The organism is Flavobacterium sp. H122, from assembly GCF_004959765.1.
Classification (GTDB): Bacteria; Bacteroidota; Bacteroidia; order Flavobacteriales; family Flavobacteriaceae; genus Flavobacterium.
Genome location: NZ_SJZD01000004.1, coordinates 1 through 23,621, shown reverse-complemented (window position 1 = coordinate 23,621; position 23,621 = coordinate 1). Strand labels below are relative to the sequence as shown.

24 protein-coding genes are annotated in these 23,621 nt (G+C 32.1%); 12 read left to right on the top strand and 12 right to left on the bottom strand.

Annotated elements, in window-relative coordinates; translation table 11 throughout:
* The first annotated feature begins 2 nt into the window (after window positions 1–2).
* From EZM65_RS07155 to EZM65_RS07115, 9 genes are all read left to right on the top strand, one after another.
* Window positions 3–881, top strand: coding sequence for a hypothetical protein (locus EZM65_RS07155; RefSeq protein ID WP_136667874.1), 879 nt, complete (start codon window positions 3–5; stop codon window positions 879–881).
* A 111-nt stretch (window positions 882–992) separates the two neighbouring features.
* Window positions 993–1,442 carry a hypothetical protein gene (locus EZM65_RS07150; RefSeq protein ID WP_136667873.1) on the top strand — a complete coding sequence of 150 codons (450 nt, stop codon included), beginning with the start codon at window positions 993–995 and terminating at the stop codon, window positions 1,440–1,442.
* A gap of 46 nt (window positions 1,443–1,488) precedes the next feature.
* Window positions 1,489–2,544 carry a hypothetical protein gene (locus EZM65_RS07145; RefSeq protein WP_136667872.1) on the top strand — a complete coding sequence of 352 codons (1,056 nt, stop codon included), beginning with the start codon at window positions 1,489–1,491 and terminating at the stop codon, window positions 2,542–2,544.
* Between the two features lie 136 nt (window positions 2,545–2,680).
* On the top strand, window positions 2,681–3,520 hold the full coding sequence (locus EZM65_RS07140) for a hypothetical protein (protein ID WP_136667871.1): 840 nt from the start codon (window positions 2,681–2,683) through the stop codon (window positions 3,518–3,520).
* A gap of 169 nt (window positions 3,521–3,689) precedes the next feature.
* Window positions 3,690–4,799, top strand: a complete 1,110-nt coding sequence (locus EZM65_RS07135) for a hypothetical protein (RefSeq protein ID WP_136667870.1) — start codon at window positions 3,690–3,692, stop codon at window positions 4,797–4,799.
* 219 nt (window positions 4,800–5,018) lie between these two features.
* A complete protein-coding gene (locus tag EZM65_RS07130; RefSeq protein WP_136667869.1) occupies window positions 5,019–5,816 on the top strand; it encodes an SH3 domain-containing protein in 798 nt (265 codons plus the stop codon).
* A gap of 58 nt (window positions 5,817–5,874) precedes the next feature.
* Entirely contained in the window at window positions 5,875–6,972 is a 1,098-nt protein-coding gene (locus EZM65_RS07125) for a hypothetical protein (protein ID WP_136667868.1), read from the top strand.
* A gap of 76 nt (window positions 6,973–7,048) precedes the next feature.
* Window positions 7,049–7,879 carry a hypothetical protein gene (locus EZM65_RS07120; RefSeq protein WP_136667867.1) on the top strand — a complete coding sequence of 277 codons (831 nt, stop codon included), beginning with the start codon at window positions 7,049–7,051 and terminating at the stop codon, window positions 7,877–7,879.
* Between the two features lie 51 nt (window positions 7,880–7,930).
* Window positions 7,931–8,368, top strand: coding sequence for a hypothetical protein (locus tag EZM65_RS07115; protein WP_136667866.1), 438 nt, complete (start codon window positions 7,931–7,933; stop codon window positions 8,366–8,368).
* Window positions 8,369–8,537: 169 nt separating this feature from the next.
* On the opposite strand, the gene EZM65_RS07110 is transcribed toward EZM65_RS07115, so the two are convergent.
* The 7 genes from EZM65_RS07110 to EZM65_RS07080 form a co-directional block, all read right to left on the bottom strand.
* Entirely contained in the window at window positions 8,538–10,955 is a 2,418-nt protein-coding gene (locus tag EZM65_RS07110) for a cation-translocating P-type ATPase (protein WP_136667865.1), read from the bottom strand.
* A 249-nt stretch (window positions 10,956–11,204) separates the two neighbouring features.
* On the bottom strand, window positions 11,205–11,774 hold the full coding sequence (locus EZM65_RS07105; protein WP_136667864.1) for an AraC family transcriptional regulator: 570 nt from the start codon (window positions 11,772–11,774) through the stop codon (window positions 11,205–11,207).
* 249 nt (window positions 11,775–12,023) lie between these two features.
* The gene (locus EZM65_RS07100) at window positions 12,024–12,620 is read right to left on the bottom strand and encodes a GNAT family N-acetyltransferase (RefSeq protein ID WP_136667863.1); all 597 of its coding nucleotides are present in this window, start codon (window positions 12,618–12,620) and stop codon (window positions 12,024–12,026) included.
* A gap of 159 nt (window positions 12,621–12,779) precedes the next feature.
* A complete protein-coding gene (locus EZM65_RS07095) occupies window positions 12,780–13,169 on the bottom strand; it encodes a DoxX family protein (RefSeq protein WP_136667862.1) in 390 nt (129 codons plus the stop codon).
* Window positions 13,170–13,187: 18 nt separating this feature from the next.
* On the bottom strand, window positions 13,188–13,601 hold the full coding sequence (locus tag EZM65_RS07090) for a VOC family protein (protein ID WP_136667861.1): 414 nt from the start codon (window positions 13,599–13,601) through the stop codon (window positions 13,188–13,190).
* Between the two features lie 33 nt (window positions 13,602–13,634).
* Window positions 13,635–14,084 (bottom strand): SRPBCC family protein, encoded by a 450-nt coding sequence (locus EZM65_RS07085; RefSeq protein WP_136667860.1) that lies wholly within the window; start codon window positions 14,082–14,084, stop codon window positions 13,635–13,637.
* A 12-nt stretch (window positions 14,085–14,096) separates the two neighbouring features.
* Entirely contained in the window at window positions 14,097–14,510 is a 414-nt protein-coding gene (locus EZM65_RS07080; protein WP_136667859.1) for an SRPBCC domain-containing protein, read from the bottom strand.
* 142 nt (window positions 14,511–14,652) lie between these two features.
* Here EZM65_RS07080 and EZM65_RS07075 point away from each other — a divergent pair, with 142 nt between their 5' ends.
* Together EZM65_RS07075 and EZM65_RS07070 are read left to right on the top strand one after the other, a co-directional pair.
* Complete coding sequence (locus EZM65_RS07075; protein WP_136667858.1) at window positions 14,653–15,630, top strand: GlxA family transcriptional regulator; 978 nt, start codon at window positions 14,653–14,655, stop codon at window positions 15,628–15,630.
* Window positions 15,631–15,781: 151 nt separating this feature from the next.
* Entirely contained in the window at window positions 15,782–16,255 is a 474-nt protein-coding gene (locus tag EZM65_RS07070; protein ID WP_136667857.1) for a hypothetical protein, read from the top strand.
* 385 nt (window positions 16,256–16,640) lie between these two features.
* Here EZM65_RS07070 and EZM65_RS07065 read toward each other — a convergent pair whose 3' ends face one another.
* Entirely contained in the window at window positions 16,641–19,010 is a 2,370-nt protein-coding gene (locus EZM65_RS07065) for a helicase-related protein (protein ID WP_136667856.1), read from the bottom strand.
* Entirely contained in the window at window positions 18,980–19,891 is a 912-nt protein-coding gene (locus EZM65_RS07060) for a Hachiman antiphage defense system protein HamA (protein WP_169051662.1), read from the bottom strand. Before EZM65_RS07060 ends, EZM65_RS07065 begins: the two co-directional genes overlap by 31 nt.
* A 578-nt stretch (window positions 19,892–20,469) precedes the next feature.
* Here EZM65_RS07060 and EZM65_RS07055 point away from each other — a divergent pair.
* Window positions 20,470–21,120 (top strand): hypothetical protein, encoded by a 651-nt coding sequence (locus tag EZM65_RS07055; RefSeq protein WP_136667854.1) that lies wholly within the window; start codon window positions 20,470–20,472, stop codon window positions 21,118–21,120.
* A gap of 109 nt (window positions 21,121–21,229) precedes the next feature.
* On the opposite strand, the gene EZM65_RS07050 is transcribed toward EZM65_RS07055, so the two are convergent.
* From EZM65_RS07050 to EZM65_RS07040, 3 genes are all read right to left on the bottom strand, one after another.
* Window positions 21,230–21,841: a hypothetical protein gene (locus EZM65_RS07050; protein ID WP_136667853.1), complete on the bottom strand. Its 612-nt coding sequence runs from the start codon at window positions 21,839–21,841 to the stop codon at window positions 21,230–21,232.
* A gap of 115 nt (window positions 21,842–21,956) precedes the next feature.
* Window positions 21,957–23,369, bottom strand: coding sequence for a tRNA uridine-5-carboxymethylaminomethyl(34) synthesis GTPase MnmE (gene mnmE, locus EZM65_RS07045; RefSeq protein WP_136667852.1), 1,413 nt, complete (start codon window positions 23,367–23,369; stop codon window positions 21,957–21,959).
* Window positions 23,370–23,545: 176 nt separating this feature from the next.
* A partial coding sequence (locus EZM65_RS07040; RefSeq protein WP_136668137.1) for a DUF2400 family protein occupies window positions 23,546–23,621 on the bottom strand: 76 nt, incomplete at its 5' end.

Genomic DNA, 23,621 nt, shown 5'->3' with positions numbered 1-23,621 from the left:
TTATGAAATATATTTTTTTAACAGTGCTAATATCACTGACATTATCTTGTGAAAATTCAAAAAAAATTAAAAATGCAAATAATAATGATATCATGAATGAGAAAAAAACTGATATGACGGATTCAAATAAATCATTATCAAATGGACTAGATTTGTCCAAAGTTATTTATTTCAATGAAAAGTTAGAATTAAAAAAATATAAGTATCAAGATGATTTTATAGAAGATATTAAAATTAGTGATTTATTAAATGAATCTTATAGAAAAGATTTTTTTACTTATTTAAGTAATTCAAGTCCAGAGAGTGAAGATGAATTTAAAACAACTTTTTTTTCAATCATTCTTTTTGAAAGAATAAAGCAGTTAAAAGATACTAATGCTTTTTTATTGCTTTCAGAATCTTCAAAAGAGGAGTCAATTTCTTATAATGGTATTGAAATGTTAAGTGAATATTTATTCAAAGATTTGTTAGATAATTTCTCTTTTTATGTAAAAGAATCTACTAAGTATAATGACATCACTATTTTGGAATATGTCTTACAAGATATTACACCACAATATCTGAAAAAAGAAGTTGAGATAAAAGACCCTACACGTATGTGTGCATGTGAAGAGCTTGAAAAAGGATTAATTCTATTAAATAAAGATACTTTAGATAGTAAGGACGATCTTAAAAGGTTTAAAAATGATTTTAAGAGTGAAAAAATAGTTGAAATTGATTGTTCTCCAAGTTTAGAGAATGGATGGAAATCCACTACTGAAGAGTATTATGACCTAAAATCTATTATTCAAAAGAATATCGAATCTAAATTGGATGTTAAAGAAAAAAACTTTTTGAAATTAAAGATTTTTCCAATTCTTACTGATTATACTACAAAATAATTCATGTAAAAAAGCAAAGTTTATACTTTGCTTTTTTATTATTTGAAAAATAAAATATTTTTTTTTAACGATGTAAGTACTCCATTTTTTTTGTAAGATTAAATAAGATAGATGAAATTAAACAAACAGAATGATATTGAAAATCCTGAGACACTAAAGTTTGATGAAAAAAAATGGAATGCTATAATTGATTGTTATTTTAAGAGTAATAAAAATTACTACATAGAAAAAAGTCAACTCAACAAATCAAATGATTGTGTTACTGAACAAATCGAAATGGGTTCAAAAGAAATTTGTACTATAAAAAACACAACTTTAAAAAATGCTTATATTTCAATTATTAAAAATAAAGAAGTAGATAAATCAGAGAAATTAAAAAAAGAATTACCTCTTAAATCTGAAACTATTAAAATCAATTCTGATGGCTTAATTTCAATAGAATATAAAGTGGCCAAAAATAGAGTTGACATAACAATGTCTTTTGATGGAGGAGAAACTACAATTTTATTACACCAAAAAGGAAATGATGTCCAAAAGACAATTATATATAGTGCTGATTAATAATTTATATAAGTCATTTTATATGTTTTCATATTAGAGTTTTAAAATGAATTTAAAATTAGTTTTTTGTTTTATAGCATTAGCTATATTAGGGTTTTCTTGCAAAGAAAATCAAGCTTCAAAGAATACGGTTACAGAAAAAAATACAACCGAAAAAACTTTAAATAAAACATATCAAATCCCTTCTGGATATAAAATTGAAAATCAAGAAGAAGTTGATTTTGATAATGATGGAATGAAAGAAACCATTATAACAGCCTCAGATGAAAGTGCAATAAAAACGACAGAATTTTGGATTAAAGATAATCAGCTACTTTATGAATTTACTTATCCGTGGGAAGGTATTAAAAAAAGATGGCTTGTTAATTTAGATGATGATGCTTTAACAGAAATTGTTAGAATAGAAGGTGATGAAGATGGTACAGATTATGTGATTTACGATATAGTAAATAAACAACAAAAACCAATTCTCTTTTTTAATCCTGTTTTAGAAGACAGTCGATATCCTGGACAATACATGTGGGCTTATCCCAATGACATTGAAGGATTAGTTGTTAATCAAAAAAAGGAGATTCAAGTCTCTTTAAATAATGATTTTGTAAGAGATGACAATCATACCGAACCTGAAAATCAAAAGGAATTACCTTTTGTCTTTTTTAAAAGAAAAACTAGTCAGCCTAATATGAAGCTTTCAAAAATGAATAAACCTCAATTCATTAGGCTGGAAGGGTTAGTTGCAAAAGTATTTAAAAACAAAGAAGACCAAGATGCATATAAAAAATGGACAGGAAAATATTCATGTAACTTTTTAAGAATAAAGGAAGAATCAGTAGATCCACGTGCTTGGGGAATGATTTATTTAGTATTTCAAGATAATAAAGTCAATTTTAAATTAGAGAGTTATGTTGAAAATATATTCAAAGATTTACAATTGGAAAGTATAGATAAAGACAAAATAGTTTTATCTATAAAAGAAGATAAAAGCAAGCTTTTTACTATAACAGATAATGGTAAAAATTTTATACTTAAAAGTTCATTTATTGATGATACCATTGGTGAATTACAAACTTACAAATTAGAAAAAAATAAAATGTATAGATAACACCGCTGTATTTTGACTATTGCTCTAAATTTTTTTATCGTTACTCAAAGTCGAGAGAGTTTGTGTAGCAGGCATAGATGACTTATAAATGATGTAATAACTAACCCTGATAAAAATAAACAAACAGGAAACTAACATGAAAATCAAATCACAAATTTATATTTTATTTATATTAACATTTTTAATTTCTTGTAAGAAACAAAATGAAAGCAATAATATTGTTGATAATAAAAATAAAACTAGCTTACCTGATACAGTAAAAAAAGCTACAATACAAAGAGATGTTTTTATTAATAAAGAATATTTTGAACAAGAAGAATTATTAGATACAAAAATTTTAAATTTCAAAGAGACATCTATTGATAGTATCTTCTACTGTTTATATAAAATCAATAATACTGAAAGTTATATTTTTTCTCTTGACAAATTTTTAAAAAATGACGAATTAGCAAAATATAAAATTATTGATACTGTTAATCTCAAATCTGACAAAATAAAAGTAAACATTGAAGATTTTTCTGATTATAAAACTTTGAATTTATTCTTGGATAATAAAGCCGTAAAAAAATGGAAATTTAAAACTTATCCTAAAACAACCAAAAAACTAGCCATCTTAAATAGCTGGAAAAATGATAATATTGAAATACACATAACTATCGATAATATTTTTTATTTATTTCACGGACAATGTCTTTATACTTTTCCGGTAAAAATATTAAACGACAATGAAGTTGAATTAATATGGGGATATATAGGTAGGGATTGCGTATATGATGTGCTATTTGATGAAACGTTTGATTTGCCCAAAGATAAAATTCCCCAAAATGGAAAACCATTTTCAAAATACACGCTGGAAAATAACGTTGTAAAAGTTACTTATTATTACAATGAATGGTTAAAAAAGTATAGAAAAAAAATGGAAGAAAATGATAAACCCTATCCTTTTTTAACTTCATTTTCTATTAAAAGAGAATAGTTTTCAACTCATTTGTGCGGATTTGCTATCCATGCCTCGACAATGATAAAATGAAATTATCTTAAAAATTTTTTATCGGTAAAAGTGGAATTAGATAATTAGCCTCCATTGATTTTGCATATATGATTATTTGTTAACAAGGATTGAAAATCAGCGTTATCGGGGTTGTATGAAAACAAAATTTGATGATATGGTGAGAAAATATAGAATGATGAAACAAATAATAAAAGTAGTATTGATTTGTTTATTGTTTATTTCCTGTAATGGACAAAACACACACAAAAACAAGCAATATGTAAAGGATAGTAAAAAACAAATTGAAAATTCAAATAAACAACAATTTTCTGTTGATTTTTTTGACCAAAAATACTTCAACGGTTATCAGATTTCATTTGGGGATTTTGATATATCAGAACACCCATACCGCTATTATTATAATTATGAAAATGATCAGGTACAATGGTTTGCTATAAGTTATGTTCCAAAAGACATTACTTTACATAATTATTGGCTTAACTATCTCCAAGGAAAGACCAATCCAGAAGAAATTACACAAAGTTCAGTAATTGAAAAAATCGTCAATAAGAATTTAAGTTCGTATAATATTTTTGCGATTAACATCCCTAAGAAATTTTTAGATGTATCAAATGGAGAATCGGAGGAAGCAATGTTATTTAAAAATGACACGGAAGTCTATTTTTATTTATATAATTTATCAGAAAAAAAATGGAGGTTCTTAAAAAAAGTAAAAACAAACAGTCCGCTTTTTGGAAAGCACAATTTTTTTTCAAGTCAATTTCCTGAATTATTTTCTTTTAATAGAGATTCAGAAAAATTGAATAAAAAGGACAATTCATTTAAAGCAAAAAATAATGATGATTTAGAATCATTGTCAGATAATTTCTCGATTGAAGGAAATTGGAAATGTTTATGTAATAAAGAAAATGATTCAGAATTTATTTTTCCTAATAATGAGGGAACTTTTTTTATGAAAGACTCAAAAGGTAATTTAATAGCTAAACTGATTGTAGGCTATAATGAAGAATCTAAAACTATCAGATATATTGGCGCACCAATTGTAAGTAGAGATTATATGTATATTGATTGGGATTTTGGAATAAAGTCAAACACTCCATTCGCCGTAATAAAAAAAGGAGATAATAAAAAAATCCACTTAGAATGGAAAGGTTTTCTTAATAGTAAAACTGGAAAAATAGAATTCCACAAAAATCCTTTTAATCAAACAACAAATACTATAATATTAAATAATTGTGATTAAGACATAATGAAATTAAAAATTTTATTATTACCTACTACACAAATTCTCCCAACTTTGAGTTACTTAAAAAAATATCTCTTAAATGACGAATTTTTATGAAATTCATTGCTCTATTTTGATTATTACTCTAAATCTTAATTATAATTACATAAAACCTCCCGACTTTGTGTAACATAGGTAAATTGTGCTGTAAGCCTTATTTTTATTCAAGAAATACATATGGACAAGATTAAAATTTTCCTTTTTTTAATTCATATTTTAATAGCAACCAGTTATAGTGCACAGGAAAAAAAATCTGTTGATAGAGTAACAAACAATTACAATAAAAAAGATGTTATTTTAAGCTATGAAAAAAATGATTCGTATTTTATCAGAGATATAGACGTCAATAATGATAATGCTGCAGATAAGATAGTTTGCAGTAAACCTTATGAGGGTAATGAATTGTTGGTTTTTTTAAACCAAAAAGGTAAATATGAACTTGAGTTAAAAAGCATTAATTTTTCGGAAGATGGAGGAAATATTATTGACGATGTTTTTTTAAATAAATCTGATAAGAATTCATTCATTGTAAAAACAAAGTTTCCTGATAGAGGACTGTTCGAATGCCAATACATTATCAAGTTTGATAATAATGAATGGATACTTAAAAATACAACCATAAGAACATACTCTGATAATAGTGTGAACAGGCAGATTTTAATTTGCGATATCAAGCAGAATTTGAATCTAAAAGACAAAGATTTTGAATCAAAATTAAAATACCTTCCAGAGAGTGAAGCAGAGAAAATAAAAATTTGCAAAAAAGAAGTATCTGGAAAAAAAGAATTCAAGATTTTTGATAAGGATGGTTTTACCAATTTGCGAAAAGAGAAAACAGCAAAATCTGAAATTATTCAAAGTGTAAAAAATGGCTCTACAGTTGATGTTTTAAATGATTTCGGTGACTGGTGGCTGGTAAAAACAAAAGAAGGAAATAAAGGTTATGTACATAAATCGAGAATCATATCTGATTGAAAATATTAAAAAAGAACTGATTTAGCTTATGATTTTCTGTAAATTGTGTTAGTATAATATGAAAATAAAATTTATAATTCTTTACACAGCCTGTTTTTTCGTCAGTTCGATAATTGATGTAAAGTCAAATGTGAGTAAGAATGAGGAGATTAATTCACTGTCAAAAAATATTAATAGTCCATCGATTGTAAATCAAGAAAATGCTGATTCAAAATACGGTAAAACAAAATTTGAATTGGTTGAAGTCAAACAAATATCAAATAATAAATATCAGGACTCAATTGTTTCAAGACTTAAATCCCTCAGAGTTGAAATTGATGAAAAGAATATTTATATCAACAATATTTCGGCAAAATATTCAAGTGACAAATCTGATTCAAAACGATTTTTCAGGAGAAATTATGTGTATAATTATTACACCGATTATTTGTACAAAAACTATAATGTTGATGTAAAAAAAGAGGTCAATTATCTTGAAATAAGTTATGAAGATGCTCAAAAATATCCTTTTAAAGATTTTTTTCTAGAAGGAGGAGTTACTGTTTTCATGAATGATTATTTGCTTCTTCAATATTCAGATTATATAATAACATTTAAAAAATCATCAAATAAATTTTCTGAAAAAGAAATTTCTACAGCAGAGATATTAATTAACAAATCGTCTTTAAGACAAAAAGGCTTTTACGTTCACGATAGCTGCTTTGTGAAAAATGAAAATACTACTTTTAAAATAATAGCAATTGAAAAGATAGTAAACAAAAACAATAAAGGGAATTGGTATTTTGGTCTGCCTATTATCATTTTAAAAAACAATGAAAAAAGAGAATTGTACAGAAATGATAATTTAGTATTCAAATTTTATGATAATTGTCCTGCAGATGGGTATGGACGTCTGGTTGCTAAGGGTAATTATTTCACTATAGAGCAAATTTCCTGCGTGGATTTTCTATTTGTACGCTCCTATATAACATTTAAGATTGGTAATGACAATTCAGTTTTCATTCATAAATACAGCGAAGAATATACTGATAGAAGTGACCCAAATAAAGTAATTCCAACTAAATTTTGGACAGTAAATGATTTTGGAAAATTAAATTTCGAAGATGTGTCTGAAAAGTTTCTTATGAAGTTAAGACAGACTAAACCTAAGATATAATTTCTTTCTTGAACCATAACAATCATATTTTAACCTATAATATGTTAATTATATCATTAAAAGTTAAAGATAATAAATGAAAAAAATAACTTTTTTAATTCTAATCGGATTGTTAATCAGCAACTGTAAAAAAGATGATACTTATAACAACCGAAAAGCTGAAATACAGAAAACAGATAGTGTCAATAACCGTAAAACAGCCGGTGTTGTAAAGACCGACAAAGAAAATACTGCTGAAGAAAAAAAATCTTTTGTATTTAGTTGTGGAACTGAATGCGCTATTGTATTTGATGAAATATCAAGGGAAAGAAAAAAGAATACGGTGGAAATTAAATATGCAATTACTCAGTATGTTAATGATAATGTTGAAACTGAATTTCAGGAAGTTTACTTCTTTGAGGCAGATGGTAACGGAAAATTAATTAGTATTCATTCAGATAAGAATAAGGTAAATATCTTAAATGATGATAGTTTTTTTGGCAGAGAGAAATTTATAGAAATTGGAATGGAGTTATTTCCAAAAGGGATTGCCAATCTAAATGATTCAAAAGAAACCGAATTAGTTACAGAAAATAAGCCATATAGTCTGATGAGTCTTCCATTTGACTTAAAAGACTATATTAATAATCTTCCGAATGAAATTAAAAACAGTTACACCCCAGCAGATAGACTAAAAGATTATCTGGTTTCAAAAGGGTATGATGGTGAAAAATATAAATGTTTTTTCCTGAAAACAGATGATAATGATGCTGAGATTATAGTTTCAATTACAAGAGGAGACTCAGAATATTTTTTATTGGTTACGGTGTCAGCAGGTAAGTTTACTTCTTATAAAGAAATTGGAAGTGTAGGTGAAGAAACCAAATATTTTAAAATTGATAAAAATTTTAAAGTAATAACATATTAATAGATATATTTTTAATTAAAAGACTTTTTCTAAAATTCATAAACAAACATAATGAAAAACCTATTCTTATTATTCGCTCTATGCATTACAAGCCTTAGCTACGCCCAGACCATCCACTTCCAGGAATATTACGAAGGCACACTAGACAACAAAACTAAAATTATTTTCTATTTCAAGATGTCGGAAGACGGGTGTCCCAGAACCTATGTTGATGCAATTTATAAATATGCCACAAATAAAAACAACGAATGGATACTGCTTAATACCACTTTTTCCGAAGAAAAACAGCAATACACCCTTGTGGAGCATTACAATACAGGAATGTTTTTACTAAAAAGAGACAAAGGCAAACTATTCGGTTTATGGATTTCCCCTGATGGAAAGAAACAGTTAAAAGTAGACTTAACCAAAATCAAGGTTCCAAAAACAAAAATTGAATCATTGGAAAACCAACTCGAGAAAGAACAATACGAAGCCCACGACTGCTAAACCCAAGAATCAAAAATGTATCACTCCCCTTAATCCCTCATTAGAGTGGGTAAGGGGAGTTTTTAGCATAATTAAAGTATATCTGAATTATAAACTAATACATCAGGCTAAGAGTCTATTATCTATCATCTATTATCTCATCTTCCACAATTCACCGCTCACCACTCAACTACACCCTCGCATACTTCAACCGCAAACTATTCATCACCACACTCACACTACTTAGTGCCATAGCTGCACCTGCAATCATAGGGTTCAACACAAACCCGTTAATAGGATACAAAATGCCTGCCGCAATAGGAATCCCGATCAGGTTATAAATAAACGCCCAAAAAAGATTCTGTTTAATCGTATTCACCGTTTTGGTGGAAAGCTTGAAAGCCGTTATGATTTTATTCAAATCGGAAGAAATAATAGTCATCTTCGCTACATCTATCGCAATATCGCTTCCTTTCCCCATCGCAATACTCACGTTGGCCTGCGCCAATGCCGTACTGTCGTTAATACCGTCACCCACCATGGCAACCGTTTTACCTTTTGACTGGAGTTCTTTAATAAAATCCGCTTTGTCTTTAGGCAGTAAATCGCCTTTAAAATGGGCAATCCCAGTCTTTTGAGCAATGGCTTTGGCAGTATTGGTGTTGTCACCGGTAAGCATATAGACGTCAATCCCCATGTTTTGTATTTCTTTGATGGCTTCAATGGAGGTTTCTTTAATTTCATCAGCTATGGCAAATACCGCTAATGCATGGGTACTGCCGGCAAACCAGATAACTGTTTTAGCTTCATCCAGCCATTTTTCAGTCTGTAACACTAAATCTTCTCCAAGTGCAATTTTATTTTCCAGCAGCAGTTTTTTATTGCCCGCAAAATAGTATTGCCCGTTATAATGCGCTTTGACTCCCATACCGGTCAGACTTTCAATATGATGAATGTGAACCGGTTCGGTTGAAGTGTAATAAGCCGTTATGGCTTCAGCTAAAGGATGTTCGGATTGGTTTTCTATTCCGACTAAAATCTGTTTAAGCCCTTCGTTTTCTTCTGCCCAGAAAATATCAGTAACCATCGGTTTTCCTTTGGTAATGGTTCCGGTTTTATCTAAAATGATCGTATCCACTTTTTTAGCCAGCTCCAGACTTTCGGCATCTTTAATCAAAATGCCCTGTTCAGCGCCTTTACCCACACCCACCATAATAGCCGTTGGAGTAGCCAGCCCCAGCGCACACGGACAGGCAATTACCAATACCGTAACCATAGCGAGTAATCCTTGCGTAAAGCCGTTTTCGCCTCCCAGCAGTAACCAGACAATCAAAGAAAGAACCGCAATCCCAATAACAATAGGTACAAAAATACCCGCAATTTTATCGACCAGTTTTTGCACAGGTGCCTTACTGGCTTGGGCATCCTGCACCATTTTGATAATTTGGGATAGTAGGGTAGCGGCACCTACTTTTTCAGCTTTAAATTGAAAACTTCCTTTTTGGTTAATGGTTCCCGCAAAGACTTTATCATTGGCTTCTTTTTTTACAGGTAAAGGTTCCCCACTCAACATACTTTCGTCCACAAATGAACTGCCTTGTAATACGGTTCCGTCAACTGCAATTTTTTCACCGGGTTTGACTATGATGATGTTGTCTATAGCCACCTCTGCAATAGGTATTTCGGATGAAGTGCCATCAGGACCAAGAATGGTAACCGACTTCGGTTGTAATCCTATTAATTTTTTGATAGCAGAAGAAGTGTTGCCTTTTGCTTTTTCTTCCAGTAATTTTCCTAATAAGATAAAAGCAATGACCACCGCAGCGGCTTCAAAATACACATGGGCATGCAAGCCTTTTTGGTGCCAATACTCAGGGAACAGCGTGTTAAAAACACTAAACAAATACGCCACACCGGTACTCAAAGCGACCAGCGTGTCCATGTTGGCCGATCTATGTTTGGCTTGTTTCCAGGCATTGACAAAGAAATCTTTTCCAAAAATAAGGATAACGGGTGTCGACAACACCCACATGATATAATTGGCATAAGGCAGTTCCATAAAAAACATCCCAATCACCACGATAGGCAAACTCAAAAGCAATGCCCCAAAGGTGCTACGCTTTAGGGCATTATACTTTTTTTCGTGAATGCTTTCTAGATCTTCGCTTGCTGCAGCAGTGGTTTCTAAAAATAAATCGTAGCCTAACGCTTGTACTTGCGTTTTCATTTGCTCTTGCGTCACCAATGTTGGAATATATTCCACCGTAACACTAGCTGCTGCAAAATTTACCGCAGCACTAATAATACCAGGTAAAAACTTCAATCCATTCTCGATGTTAAAAGCACAAGAGGCACAGGACATTTGTAATACGGGTAGCGTAGCTTTCACAGTAGTTACCTCATACCCCAAACCTCTTATAATTTGTACCGCCTCAGGAATAGCTGTGGTAGGGGTTTCTGTCGTAATAAGTGCCCTTCTATTATTCAACTCAACCGTATGGGTAGTAAGACTAGGTAAAGTCGCTAATCCTTTATCGACAATTAAAGCACAATGCTCACTCTCCACATTTTCAAGAGGAATATAAAATGTTGTAGTATCCGTTTTCATAATAATATTGATTTATGATACAAATTTCCATCTAAAACACGAACCCGACTTGCATAATTATGGATATGATTTACACAATTTTGAAGAGTGGTTGCCACGAATACACGAATGTTTTATTCAATCAAAATACTTTCAACAAAGTCTTCATTCAATGTAAGTAGATATCAATTACAAACCCAAAACATCAGGCAAAGCGTCTATTCTCTTTCCTCTTTCCTCTTTCTTCTTTCCTCTTCAAAAACTAACCACTCATAACTCACTCACTCTATCAATCTGCACCCTTTTCGCTTCTTTAATTTGTTTGAAAAACGTAGGCGAAAACCCCGTCACCTTTTTAAACTGGTTGCTCAAATGCGCCACACTGCTGTAATGCAGTAAATCCGCAATTTCACTCAAACTCAGCTCATCATACATTATAAGTTCCTTCACCCGTTCGATTTTTAGTTGGATATAATACTTCTCGATACTAATCCCTTCCACCTCCGAAAACAAATTGCTCAATTTACTGTAATCGTGAGGAATAGTAGATGTAATGTACTCCGAAAGATTCAAATTGATATCCGCATTCTTATGATGAATCAGGTCGATAAGCAATGTTTTAACCTGTTCGATAAGCCTACTCCTCTTATCGTCAATCAGTTCAAAACCAAAACTTTCCAGCCGTTTTTTAATCTCATTTTTAGTCTCCGCAGTTACAGTCTCAAACAGTTCCACTTCCCCTAAAGTCATTGTTTTTATCGAAAGTCCCAGTGCCTCAATTTCATTTTTTACAACCCACTGGCAACGGTCGCAAACCATATTTTTAATATGTAATTTCATAACAGAAAGATAGTGAAAAATAAGAAATGATTGGTATTATATAAAATGATGGCGCTGTCTCAAAGTCAGAAGTAAACACTTAGTTAGTCACTCCAACGTTAGGAGGAGTCTCATAATCAATGTGATGTGATATTTCCTTTTGTCGAGATTACAGGTTAGTTGACTTTTGAGACAGCCCCTTATGTTTTTGGAGTAGGATAAAAAACAATTCAAGATATTACAACATCGTAATTTAATTTTCTCCCGGATTTATAATTGTGGCTCTTTTTTTAGTTTTTCCAGTAATGCACTTTTAACAGCATCCCATTCTGTATCAATAATGCTGTAGAAAGCAGTATTTCGGTAATTGCCGTTTGGTTCTATTTTGTCTTTTCTGAAAATCCCTTCCAATTGCCCGCCGATTTTCTCAATGGATTTTCTCGAACGGATATTGTCTGATTTTGCTCTGAACTGCACCCGGTTCATCTTCATCTTTTCAAAACTGTATTCCAATAACAGATATTTGCATTCCAAATTGGCCTTCGTGCCCCAGTACTCTTTTTTTAGCCAGGTAACACCAATTTCCAGTTTTTTATCGGCTTTTGAGATTTCCAAAAACCGTGTGGTACCTATAATCGAATCATTTTTTTTGTCAAGTATGACAAACGGATACACGGTTCCTGCTTCTTTGTCGGCAAGCGCTTTAGTATTAGTACTGAAAAAAATATCCGGATCAGAGTAGTTAACAGAGGTCAGTTCCCAAATCTCCTGATTGGAAGCGGCTTCTAAAAGTTGAGGAAAATGTGTTCTTTCAAGCGGAATCAATTTTACGTTATTCCCATCAAGAAGTATGGTTTCAATATGCATAGAAAGTTTTTAAAGATTGTCAATGGATATGTTGCTTGGCTAAGTTCTAAAAAAAACGGGAGATTTAAAAGTTTATTTTAAATCCCCCGCACTTTATTATAGATCAATTCTTACAATGAATGAAACAGTCTGTTGTCATCATGTATCAATTTGAAAAGTTTAGTAGACCTCTTGTGTGATAGTCCTAAGCGAATAAAGCTTTTGATAGTACATAAAAGAAATACCCAATACCAGCAAAATAAGCAACGGAAAAAACGATTGAAAATGTACCCCGTCAATGGCAAAATGGCTGATGCTTGCAAATAGGAAGTTAAACAGAAACCCGGCATAGGCCAATTCTTTAAAGCGTTTAGGTACTTGCGGTATCACTAAGGCTAAGGCGCCCAGTATTTTGAATACGACCAGCGCGTTTCCAAAATAAACAGGATAGCCCAAATGACTGATTCCTTGTTGGGCCATTTCCGTTTGAAAAGTTAAGGCCGGCATGATGCCTTCCATCATAAAAAGGAGGATAGTAGTTACCCAATAAATTGTTTTATCTGTTTTCATTTTTAATTTTTTTAGTTGTTAGGATTTTTTAGTGTAATTGAGTATCCAATGAGTACCAAACTTATCGGTAAGGTCACCAAACAAAGTGCCCCAAAAGCTTTCTTCCAGTGGGTGAGTGGCTGTTCCTCCTGCCGAAAGTTTAGCATAACAGGCTTTAATTTCTTCTTCACTGCTGCAATTTAAAGAGAGTGAAACACTGTTGCCTTTAATTAAACCTTGCTCACTTACCATATCAGATGCCATGAGTACCAAAGCACCTTTGGAAAGCGTTGAATGTAAAATACAATTTTTCATTTGCTCTGGCATATCAGAAGACAATGGCGATTCACCAATAGTCTGAAAGACGAGTTCACCACCCAGACAGTCTTGGTAAAAGGTCATCGCTTCACGGCAGTTACCGTTAAAGGTGAGATATGAATTGATTTGTGCCATGTACATCTTAAATAATCGTTTTCAGATTTAATTTTATGCATCAGGAATAGTGGGCTCGGTCAGTTTTTTTAATTTTTCCAAGGATTCCTGCCAGCCCAGATAACACATTTCCGCAGGAATCATAGCTGGAATACCTGTTTGTGTAATTTGGATCGAGGTGCCGCAGCTTACCGCGGTTAATTGTACCGTGGTAATCATTTCTCCGGGCAGATTGGGATCGTCAAATCGATCCGAGTATTTTAATAATGCATCAGGAACAATTTCCAGATAGTTTCCCCCAAACGAATGGGAACTTCCTGTAGTAAAATTGGTAAAGCTCATTTTGTAGCTGCCACCCACTTTAAAATCAAAAGCGTGTACTTTGCAGGTAAAACCATAAGGCGGTAACCAGCTTGCCATGGCATCTGCATCCGCAAAGGCACGGAATACTTTCTCTGGAGAAGCGGTTAACACGCGGTGTAAGGTAACTGTGTTGGTTTCCATACTGTCTATTTTTTAGTTGTTTTCTGTATACTGTTTGAAATTGTTTAAAATCGCTTGCCATCCGCCTCGTTGCATATCAATAGAATGTTCGGTCTCGGGGTCAAATGCGACTATTATTTCCGTTGCATGGTCGTTACCATTAAATTGAACGGTAGCGGTTCTCCCTCCAAATTCATAACTAAACGCTTGTCCTTCTTTAATGTCGGTATAAACGGCTTCAAAGTCAAAACCAAAACTACCGTCTTTCGCTTCCATTCTTGCTTTGTACGTACCGCCTATAGTCATGTCGTTTTCGGCAGTAGGGCAGTGCCAACTAGGATCGGCGAAATTCCAATGGATAATATGATTCGGGTTGGTGTAGTAATCCCAAACTTTTTCAGTATTGGCATCAACAAGGGCTTGAACAGTGATTTTTGAATTTTCCATAGTGTTATTTTTTAGATTGTTAATTGATAGTACAAAGATGCAACGGATATCGATACAAGACCAAGTGCAAAAATGACAACTAAAGGGTAATTTACGACAAACTTTGTGTTATCTTTATTTTCAGATAAAAAATTTAGTACCTATGAAGAATGTCAGTATTCTTGTGCCTGAAAATTCAGTAATGCAGGCCATAGCCGATCCGCAGTATTTGTTCTCCGCCGTCAATCAGTTTTTGGCAGTATCGGGTAAAAAGCCCTTGTTTAATGTGGAATTGGTAGGTTTAAAAAAGCAAATAAAAATCAATGAGGGCTCATTTTCTATCCATACCGCACAACTGTTGCATGAAGTAAAACAAACCGATTTGGTCATCATCCCGGCGTTGTTTGGCGACATGAAAACCGCTATTGAAGCCAACCAAAAAGCAGTGCCCTGGATCAAAGAACAATACAACAATGGGGCAGAAGTAGCCTCGCTTTGCGTGGGCGCTTTTTTATTGGCTTCTACCGGTTTGCTTAACGGAAAGAAATGCTCTACCCACTGGGGGTTTCAAAATGAATTCCGGGAGATGTTTCCCGAGGTGGAAGTCATCGACGGCAGTATTGTGACCGAGGAATACCGATTGTATTCCAGCGGCGGGGCCATGTCGTACTGGAATTTATTGCTGTATTTGGTGGAAAAATATACCGACAGGGAGACGGCGATTTTGGCCTCCAAATATTTTGCTATAGATATTGACCGCGACAGTCAGGCGGCTTTTGCCATGTTCAATGGACAGAAAAACCATCCCGATGAAGCCATCAAACTGGCACAGGACTATATTGATAAAAACATTCAGGAGAAAATCACCATCGAGGAGTTGGCCGACTTGACATCCTTAGGCCGACGCAGTTTTGAACGACGTTTTAAACAAGCCACAAACAATACGGTGCTGGAATACATCAACCGCGTCAAAATTGAATTTGCCAAACGCAGTTTCGAATCCAGCCGAAAAAACATAAACGAGGTAATGTATGAGGTAGGCTATACCGATACCAAGGCCTTTCGCTCCATTTTCAAAAAAATCACGGGGTTGACGCCGGTGGAATATCGAAATAAGTATAATAAGATGGTGGGTGGGTAAAGCTTCACTAAGTCTTATATATGCTTTAGGAAGTATTTGTTGATTATCTTAAAATTATACGAATTTTACTATAAATTTTTGTTAAAACGTGTTTTATGGTACATAAATTGATTCTTTGTAAGAAAATCATTTAAACATAAAATTTTAAAAGATGGCAACAAAAAATCAAATCAGTATCGAAATTCCACAAAATGTAATTGATGCGGTAAAAGACAAATTACAAGAATGTAAAACAGCCTTAGCGCCTTATTTACAAGGTTTAACCATGGAAGAACGTTTGTCTTTATTTAAAATGGGCGATAAAACGGTAGCCACGGTGCAAAAAACAAAATCGTATGTAGAGACTAATCCCGAGTTTGTACCTGTGTATATGGACAAAACCGAATTTTTAAAAGACGAAGCACTGGTAAGTACTTTAAGTCCTATTGCGAATTTAGCCTCGCAATTATCTGCTGATGTTAACGATACCATTATGTTAGCGGGAAGTGAAGCCTTACAAGCCTCAATGTTATATTACGGGCAGGTAAAAGAAGCAAACAACAAGGGTATAGTAACGGCTAAACCAATTTATCAGGATTTAAGCCAGCGTTTTGTCAGACCGAGCCGTAAAAAAAGTGCCAATTGAATAGATAAATTTTTTAAAGTTATGTACAATCAAGACCCCAGGAATGGGGTCTTTTTTTGTTTATCTTCATGTAATACTTGTAGTAAGCAAAAAGTTACAGTTTTTATTCTAAAAGAACTTAATTTGAATCAAAAAGACTGGAACTTGAGCCAAAAAGGTTCAAACTTGAACCAAAAAGACTGGAAATTGAGAGTAAAAGGTTGGAACTTCAGCCAAAAAGGTTGCTCGTTGAATCTAAAAGGTTCAAATTTGAACAAAAATGAATGGACGTTGTGTCTAAAAGGTTGTTTTTAATGTTTGGGTGATTCTGTAGTGACGGAATGATTTGCGTCTTCTGATATCCAGAAATCTAATAATATAAAGATCTGTTAATAATTCATTTATTTCAAATTTCAAATAGTTTTCTTGTTTCATTGAAAACATGATTTTCATATGAATCAAATGAGTTTTTTATTTTATCTTTTGAGGATACAGATTTTGCATCGTAATAATCTATGATACGTTGTGGCACCCCGTAGTCACTAGCTATTTTAGCCTGATCCGTGAAAGCATTATATTCAAGTTTCGTAAGTAAGCGATCTAATCCAGAAACATCATCAAAAAATTCTGAATCCCGCTTTGAAATGTAATATTTATACATCGTATTAAAGACACCTAAGTACTTTACTAATTGATATTTAAATGTATTGTAAACCAACTCAGATGCTTTGCGCATTGCCGTGTCAACATCTTCATTTAAAGTATCAAGCCTATATGTAAGTAACCCATTGAAACCATCCTTTAAATAAAAGTAAAGTGTGTAGGTAATTCGCGAGTAATCTTTTTGAACAAATTCATCATTGAGATTATAGGATGATTTATCCAATAAATGTAGAAAATTTTTGTCTCTGACAATTGGTTTAATTGTTTCTATAAAAACCTGAAAACCGTCAAAATCAATTTGATTTTGCATAGTCTTTTGTATTAATCCTTGAATTTTACTTAATTCTTGATAACCTAGGTTTTTTATTCGATCATAAATAGTTATTTTATCTTCTTTACTTATTGTCTTAAATAATTGTATAATTTCGTCAGGAATGCCCCTATCTTCCTGCATTGTTTTTACCTGTTTTTTCTTTTGGAGTCCTTGCTCTCCCAAATACACATCTTCTGTCATATCAAGATCGGCTCCATTTTTTGGGACCAAAACATCAAAATTCTTATGTTTAATCCCTCCATCTGCTGAATCAATGACTTTATCAAAATCATTTTGAATACTTATCACAGAACCTTGAAAATGTTCCATAAATCGACCAGCTCTACCAGCAATATTCTTAGCATCAAATGCCTTAAGTGGCTTACTTCCTTTTCTGTCAAAAAGTGCAATCAGATTTTTTGCCGAAGTATTAACCCCTTCTGTAATTGTTGTGGTACATACCAAAAAAGTTAGACCACCTTCTTTAGTATTAAATAATTTAATTATCTCTTTCTGAATGTATTTTGGTACTACACCATGGTGAATGCCCACTCCCCCTTTAAGTGCTTTAATCACGCACCATTCTTCATTATATACTCTCTCTAAATGATCTATAAATAAATTAAATCCTTCATCATTGGGATGTTTAGCGATTTGCCAAGACAATATGCTATTCGCATAGTTTTCTACAGTTACTTTGGTACTGCAATAGACAATTGTTTTGTGCTCTTTTTCTGGTTTATTTTTAAGAAAATTACTTAACAAAATTCTGAGCCTTCCTGGTTTTGATGTAATATTCTTGCCATCTTCTGTAAAGTCAACAGTAATTCCATCAATTACCTGCTTTTTTTTACTCTTTACTACCGTCAATTCTTTACCAACAATTTCATAATCATTTTTATCAATTAATTTAATATTGTAATTTGACAAGAAAAGATCGAAGGATTCGTTATAAGTAGAGTCCAATTTATCATAAAAGGTTATATATGGACCAGCAAGCATTAAGTCAACATTTTTACTAAGCAAAGCATAATATATAGCCATCCGATATGCTAGATCTCGATCGTGCTCCTTCAGCTCTTCCTGATCGTTGTCCATATATTCATTATCTATTTTGTATACTTCATCTACGAAAACAAAATCAATCTTTATTCCAGAACCTTTTTTATCTAAAAAGGAAAGATATCGTTCAGGTGTGAAAATGAAAATATTCTTTTCACCATACTCTTCTTTTCCATCACTCAGAGTATGCAATGCATAGCCATTTTCTGCAAAATAACTATAGTTATCCTTTTCTTTTAATCTTGATAAATTTTCAGTTAAAAGTGCAACAGTAGGAAAAATAAGAATTATATTTTTGTACTTCATCTTTTTTATTACTTCATAAGTAAGGTGAGTCTTTCCAAACGAAGTCGATGCTGATAAAAAATATCGATTAAGTTGCCCATGAATAAATAGATTCAAAATTTCTTTCTGATAACGATGAAGCTTAGATTTTTCATCGGTATAAAGTGAAGTTTCGCATAAAAAAGCAGCAAACTCACTAGCATTAATAGTTGCTTCTTCAAACAACAAGTCTTCATACTCTTGTGTTTTAGCCAGCATATCAAAATAATGCGGAATACCTGCCTTATTTGCCAAATAAAGCATGAATGATTTATCTGCTTGTGATAAATCAAAATTCTTCACATAATCAAAATAAGAGCAAATCTTATTCACAAGTTCAAAATCAGAAATCGTAGCTAAGTTATAAGCATTAACTGCTTTAGCTATATCAACTGTTCTTTCGACTCTATCCATTTAATAACAGTTTTTTTTACGTCTTTAACCTTTTCCATTGGAATAAAAATGAAGAAAATTGTACGATCAATTGAGAGCTTATCAAATTTTAGTGCAGCATAATTTTTCTTGATGTAATCCAAGCAGTTTGTAATACTTTTATCATATCCTCCAGCACTTTGCTTAAATGCAATCATAATCGGGTAAACTATGCCGATATTATTTGCTTTAAAATCATCGATATTTATGATTCCCTTTTCAATCCAATCCGTTTTTATATCTAACAGCTTACTTCCTGCAAGTAAGGCGTCATAATTCGTGTTCTTAGACATTTCGTCAAAAATTGGAATAAAATTATTTTCTAAAAAGTACTTATCTGTTAATACCTTATTAGATAAGCCTTCAAGAGCGGTCTTAATACTTGATGATGAAGTTTCTCGGAATTTAGCTTCACCGAACCATAAATGAACTTGTCCATGTGCTTCCACAATATGATAAGAATCGTAACCTTTCGATTCACCATTACCTGCGATAAAAAAATGTCCTTTAGATATAAGTGGTGGCACTTTATAAATTACATGTAAAAGTGCATGCAACAAAACCTCTCCATAAAAGCCATACCCCAATTTTGCATTCGATGAAGCTTTATGATTGTATCGTATTCTAGAATACAAAGCTTTTGTTAGTAGAACCTCATCTCCTTGAAGCATTTCAAAAACATCATATGCGTAATTAATGATATTATTATAAATCACTTTCGAAAGATTGACTGAATCCAATACTTTAAAACAATTATCGTCTTTAGTAGATAATACTGTCTTTTCATGGATACGTGGATGGCAAGGCAAATTACATTCCAGTATTATAGTATTCTTGATTAAATCAATAAGTTCTTGCTTCATAGAAATTAAGTTATTAACTCGAAGTATAAATATAGAGAAAATCCTACAATCAAAATAAACATCTTTATTAGTTATAATTCTGCTGGGTAAATACATTAAAAAAATATCTATTTGCACTTAGATATACTACTTTTTCCTAAATCTATTACAATAATTTCCATAATAACACTTGTTTAGTAAAGCTATTTACAAAGTAAGTCTCAACTTATTTGTAAGCGCAGAGTTTCATTCCGTGCCTACAAAGTAAAAGAGAGGAAATTAATTTACAATTTGATTTTCAGTACTATTCCATCTTCTAAAATTAGTGTTATGTTTATTTATCGAATAACAAATAACAGTTATAAATTCATTATTTCATTACGGAAAACCGTAACAAGAAATGATTTTTAACAAATGACCTCTACTGCCGCGTGCGTCTCGCTCGTGTTTTTGAAGTTATACTATTATATTTGCAGGTTGTGGAAGGCTTTATTTAAAAAGGCATTCCATAGTAGAGTTTTTTACAAAATTATAGTGGCTTATAGAAGAATATGATTTTAAGGATATTTTTTTGTAATCCAAAAAAATGATAAGTGATAATGCAAATTGAAAAATTTCTTATACTAGTTTTACTAATGTTTTCAAAAACTATTGGTCAAAACACTGCAACCTATGCTCAAGATAAATCTATAATGTTTAGTAATAGATATATTCTAAATTTTGACGCCATGACTTTTGAACATATTTATATGACAGATGATGGACAAATATGGATGGGTAAGGGAACGTATATTATAAAATCGAATATGATTATTCTAAAATTCGAAAATCCGTCTTTGCAGACTTCTGCTTTAGACTTAAAATATTTGAATGATAAATCAATTGATACAAATATTTTTTGTTTGCGTAATTTAAGTATACAAAGAAAAGGTTACTTGCAATCATTTGTCAAAACAAAATTAAACGGCATTATTACAACTCCTGACTCTGAAGGTAACATTTATATTGATGCAACAAAAAATAGTGATGCTAAGATTGAGTTTTTATTAGAAGATAAAATTGTTTTTTCTTTATTTATAGAGGATTTAAAGAAATTTAATCTTTTAGAAATAGATGGATTTTCTTTTGAAAAACCAATTCATTACGAAAGTAACTTTATAAGAGTACTTAAATTTAAAGGTGATTATTTAATTTCTAAAGACTATTATAATACTTCAAAGAAAAAGAAAGTAAGGTTTAGCAAAATATAAGGTAATTTTTAGAACCAGATTATGCAAATAATGACCAAGTAAACCTCAACACATTTGTTACCGTTGAATTAGATTCACTACCTACAATATCAAAAAGTAACTACTAAATTTACAATCTAGTTTTCTCAGTACTTTTTGTTCCATCCCTCATTTTTAAACCTTTTAGTTTGTTAGTGACTACACTAAAAATACCAACAAACACTAAGAAAACCATGATTTTTATTAGTAAGGTAAGTACATAATTGGAAGGATAAATGTCCAAATCGCTATACATTGTCCAAGAACTAGGGAGGTAATCACGATGAAAAGCTGTAATGATAATTACCATCCGTTCAATAGATAGCATCAAGAAAATACTAAATAAAATACGTATAAAAACATTTTTTCGAATGATTTGGAATCGTAACAATTGGGTCAGTAACACCCATAATAAAGGCTGCACCCAATAACCAAACCAATACTTGCCAAACATTCTGTGTATAAGTTCGTTTCTGTCTGCCTGATTTAAACTATTTAATTCTACTATTATTCCTGTTATCCATATCAGTAAATAGACTATTCCAGCAAAGGAGATAAAGGCATTGGCTTTGTCGTCAATTGTTTTAAGAATAGGCTTTTTACTAAAAATAGATACAATAAAGTAAAGAAAGGTATATAATCCAAAAGCAGTAAAAAAGTCGATTTGGATGGCTTGTAACGTGAAAAATACTTCTTCAGTCATGGAGTTGTGTAATTCTTTTTTTCTATGATGTAAATATACTTAAATCGGTCGTCAAATATATTCTTAATAATCAATCCAACAATCCAACAATCCAATAGTCTAATAATCCAATCAACTACTTCCCGATACAAAAATTCGCAAAGATATTCCCCAGTAATTCATCATTAGTTACTTCACCTGTAATCTCTCCAAAGTAGTACAACGCCTGACGGATATCAATTGCCATCAAGTCAGAAGACAGGTTTTGCTGCATGCCCCATTGCACCTTTTGAATTTCTTCCAAAGCCTTAAGTAATGAATCGTAATGTCTTGTATTGGTGATGATAGTTTCATTATTGCGTAAAGCGCCAGTATTTACAAACGATAACAAAGCATTCTTCAATTCTTCAATACCTTCTTTGTTTTTAGCACTAATAAATAAAGAGTGCTCAATTTGAGATTGTAATGTTTCTATCAATTCAGCCGACATCAAATCTTTTTTATTGAACAGAACCAATAAAGTTTTTTGAGGATATTTATTCTTAATACGTTCAACTTCTACTTTCAAATCTTCAATTCTGTCAATTGTCAATTGCGAGCTGTCTACTAAAAATAATACTACTTGTGCTTGCTCAATCTTCTCAAATGTTTTTTGGATACCAATGCTTTCTACATAGTCTTTCGTTTCACGAATACCGGCAGTATCTATAAATCTAAAACCAATACCGTTGATAACCAATTCATCTTCAATGGTGTCACGTGTAGTTCCAGCGATATCACTCACAATGGCTCTTTCTTCGTTAAGCAACGCATTCAATAAAGTCGATTTCCCTACGTTGGGTTCACCTACAATCGCCACAGGAATACCGTTTTTAATTACATTACCAACAGCAAACGAATCGATTAAACGTTTTAAAACAAATTCAATCCTATTTAATAAATCTACAAACTGACTTCTATCGGCAAATTCCACATCTTCTTCAGCAAAGTCCAATTCCAATTCTATTAACGATGCAAAATTCAACAATTCTTCACGTAGTTTGGCCAATTCATTACTAAAGCCACCACGCATTTGTTGCATGGCAATTTGGTGACTCGCTTCATTATCAGATGCAATTAAATCAGCAACAGCTTCCGCTTGTGATAAGTCCATTTTTCCGTTTAAGAAAGAACGTAAGGTAAATTCACCAGCTTGTGCCATTCTACATCCTTTTCGAAGCAATAATTGAATAATTTGTTGTTGTATAAAAGTAGAACCATGACACGAAATCTCAATAGTATCTTCCCCTGAGTAAGAGTTGGGACCTTTAAACACCGCAACCAGAACCTGATCCAAAGTCTTTTCTCCTTGTCCTGAGCCTGTCGAAGGGTCAATAATATGACCCAAATGTATCGTATGTGATTTTTGTTTTGTTAAGTCTTTATTTCGAACCGATTTAAAAACCTGACTGGCAATTGCAATGGCATCTTTACCGGAAATTCTAATCACAGCAATAGCACCGGCACCGGACGGTGTAGCTAAAGCAACAATGGTATCATTCGGAATCATAATCGTAGTAATCTAATTTTTTGCAAAGATAAGGATTTGCTACTGGTTTACTACAGATGTAAAAAGTTTCAAAGGTTTAGTGTAACGGCATGAATAATAGTGAGCCAAAACTAATTAACCATTAACCATTAACCATTAACCATTAACCATTAACCATTAACCATTAACCATTAACCTTAAAATCCCTCAAAAACTCCTAATCCAAATAATGCAAAGTCATATTTTACGGGATCATTCGGGTCAAGTAATCTC

What these genes read in the sequence shown, in the direction of transcription:
- EZM65_RS07155 (WP_136667874.1), top strand. Translation starts at nt 3, where the DNA reads ATGAAATATATTTTTTTAACAGTGCTAATATCACTGACATTATCTTGT.
- EZM65_RS07150 (WP_136667873.1), top strand. Translation starts at nt 993, where the DNA reads ATGAAATTAAACAAACAGAATGATATTGAAAATCCTGAGACACTAAAG.
- EZM65_RS07145 (WP_136667872.1), top strand. Translation starts at nt 1,489, where the DNA reads ATGAATTTAAAATTAGTTTTTTGTTTTATAGCATTAGCTATATTAGGG.
- EZM65_RS07140 (WP_136667871.1), top strand. Translation starts at nt 2,681, where the DNA reads ATGAAAATCAAATCACAAATTTATATTTTATTTATATTAACATTTTTA.
- EZM65_RS07135 (WP_136667870.1), top strand. Translation starts at nt 3,690, where the DNA reads ATGAAAACAAAATTTGATGATATGGTGAGAAAATATAGAATGATGAAA.
- EZM65_RS07130 (WP_136667869.1), top strand. Translation starts at nt 5,019, where the DNA reads ATGGACAAGATTAAAATTTTCCTTTTTTTAATTCATATTTTAATAGCA.
- EZM65_RS07125 (WP_136667868.1), top strand. Translation starts at nt 5,875, where the DNA reads ATGAAAATAAAATTTATAATTCTTTACACAGCCTGTTTTTTCGTCAGT.
- EZM65_RS07120 (WP_136667867.1), top strand. Translation starts at nt 7,049, where the DNA reads ATGAAAAAAATAACTTTTTTAATTCTAATCGGATTGTTAATCAGCAAC.
- EZM65_RS07115 (WP_136667866.1), top strand. Translation starts at nt 7,931, where the DNA reads ATGAAAAACCTATTCTTATTATTCGCTCTATGCATTACAAGCCTTAGC.
- EZM65_RS07110 (WP_136667865.1), bottom strand. Translation starts at nt 10,955, where the DNA reads ATGAAAACGGATACTACAACATTTTATATTCCTCTTGAAAATGTGGAG.
- EZM65_RS07105 (WP_136667864.1), bottom strand. Translation starts at nt 11,774, where the DNA reads ATGAAATTACATATTAAAAATATGGTTTGCGACCGTTGCCAGTGGGTT.
- EZM65_RS07100 (WP_136667863.1), bottom strand. Translation starts at nt 12,620, where the DNA reads ATGCATATTGAAACCATACTTCTTGATGGGAATAACGTAAAATTGATT.
- EZM65_RS07095 (WP_136667862.1), bottom strand. Translation starts at nt 13,169, where the DNA reads ATGAAAACAGATAAAACAATTTATTGGGTAACTACTATCCTCCTTTTT.
- EZM65_RS07090 (WP_136667861.1), bottom strand. Translation starts at nt 13,601, where the DNA reads ATGGCACAAATCAATTCATATCTCACCTTTAACGGTAACTGCCGTGAA.
- EZM65_RS07085 (WP_136667860.1), bottom strand. Translation starts at nt 14,084, where the DNA reads ATGGAAACCAACACAGTTACCTTACACCGCGTGTTAACCGCTTCTCCA.
- EZM65_RS07080 (WP_136667859.1), bottom strand. Translation starts at nt 14,510, where the DNA reads ATGGAAAATTCAAAAATCACTGTTCAAGCCCTTGTTGATGCCAATACT.
- EZM65_RS07075 (WP_136667858.1), top strand. Translation starts at nt 14,653, where the DNA reads ATGAAGAATGTCAGTATTCTTGTGCCTGAAAATTCAGTAATGCAGGCC.
- EZM65_RS07070 (WP_136667857.1), top strand. Translation starts at nt 15,782, where the DNA reads ATGGCAACAAAAAATCAAATCAGTATCGAAATTCCACAAAATGTAATT.
- EZM65_RS07065 (WP_136667856.1), bottom strand. Translation starts at nt 19,010, where the DNA reads ATGGATAGAGTCGAAAGAACAGTTGATATAGCTAAAGCAGTTAATGCT.
- EZM65_RS07060 (WP_169051662.1), bottom strand. Translation starts at nt 19,891, where the DNA reads ATGAAGCAAGAACTTATTGATTTAATCAAGAATACTATAATACTGGAA.
- EZM65_RS07055 (WP_136667854.1), top strand. Translation starts at nt 20,470, where the DNA reads ATGCAAATTGAAAAATTTCTTATACTAGTTTTACTAATGTTTTCAAAA.
- EZM65_RS07050 (WP_136667853.1), bottom strand. Translation starts at nt 21,841, where the DNA reads ATGACTGAAGAAGTATTTTTCACGTTACAAGCCATCCAAATCGACTTT.
- mnmE (WP_136667852.1), bottom strand. Translation starts at nt 23,369, where the DNA reads ATGATTCCGAATGATACCATTGTTGCTTTAGCTACACCGTCCGGTGCC.